The following is a 1,201-nucleotide window of genomic DNA, read 5'->3' as shown; positions in this document are numbered from 1 at the left end:
ATTTTCATTGAGTATTAAATTGTGCTATCGATTGTCATCATCTGTCATCATCTGTCATCATCTTGCTAGAAAAAAGGATTGAAGATTTTTTCGTGAGCGATAGTAGTAGCTGAACCATGTCCTGGATAGACATCGTAGTTTGGTAGGGTGAAGAGTTGGGTCTGGATACTATGAAGGAGTTGCTCTGTACTACCAGTCGGAAGATCCGTCCGTCCAATTGTTTCGCGGAACAGAGCATCTCCCGTCAAGACTAGGTGAGCATCAGGAAAGACTAGGGAAACACCACCGATAGAGTGCCCTGGGGTCGGTAGAACCTTAAAACGAAATTCCTCTAGTTGGTATTCTTCGTGAAAGACAAAGGTGTGTTCTGCAGGTTTTGTGACCACATCTGCCATATCATCGTGGCGAGGGAGACCGGAGAGATTATCGACAGGAGTGTAGAGCCAGCTGGCTTCGCTCTCTGCGATATAGACAGGAGGATTGCCAAAGGTCTCGCGAACCAAGTCCAGACTCATGATATGGTCATAATGAGCGTGGGTCAATAGAATGGCACAGATCGGTTTGTTGAGGTTCTCTATTGTCTGACGAATGGCTTCCCAATGGCTACCAGGATCGACCACGATAAGGTGATTTTCGCCTTCTAGGTAATAGGTGTTTTCATAGGCAACAGGATTCACAGTTTTATGAATTTTCATATTAGCTCCAATCTCAAAGAATGTACTAAATTAAGTATAGCATAGTTGGGGGAAATAGGTAAGGATTTAGAATGAACTTAAAAACCAGCATGACTAGATGAAGACAGGCTGGTTCTCAATTTATCACTATTGGAGAGGTGTCAAGTGCCCTTCATAGGTTGCATAAACTCCGTCATTAGCTTGTTTGATAGATGTGATGTTTAGAGTGCCACCGTAGTTGGCTTCTCGTTTGTCGCTATATTCACTATAAGTTATCCTATTGGGCAGGTTCTGGTCGTTAGCATAGTATTGAACGACTGTTTTTTTATAGCTTTGCTGGCTGAATAGAAACAGGCAGCTAGCTCCTAATACTAGGAGAGCAAAGATAGAAATAGCAGTTTTTTTCATAGGTGTTCTCCTTATAAACTAACGGATAAAAGAAAGTATCTTGAGGATTTTTATACTCTTCGAAAATCTCTTCAAACCGCGTCAACGTCGCCTTGCCGTATATATGGTTACTGACTTCG

At 42.4% G+C, this 1,201-nt stretch carries 2 protein-coding genes; both read right to left on the bottom strand.

Annotation, left to right across the window (positions count from 1 at the left end; all coding sequences use genetic code 11):
• Positions 1-65 precede the first annotated feature (65 nt).
• On the bottom strand, positions 66-695 hold the full coding sequence (locus HT723_RS11185) for an MBL fold metallo-hydrolase (RefSeq protein ID WP_172935210.1): 630 nt from the start codon (positions 693-695) through the stop codon (positions 66-68).
• 126 nt (positions 696-821) lie between these two features.
• Positions 822-1,082 (bottom strand): hypothetical protein, encoded by a 261-nt coding sequence (locus tag HT723_RS11180; RefSeq protein WP_172935209.1) that lies wholly within the window; start codon positions 1,080-1,082, stop codon positions 822-824.
• Between the last annotated feature and the right edge of the window lie 119 nt (positions 1,083-1,201).

Source organism: Streptococcus sp. 2106 (assembly GCF_013277315.1).
In the GTDB taxonomy this organism is placed as follows: Bacteria; Bacillota; Bacilli; order Lactobacillales; family Streptococcaceae; genus Streptococcus; species Streptococcus pseudopneumoniae.
This window is presented reverse-complemented; position numbering and strand designations above follow the sequence as displayed.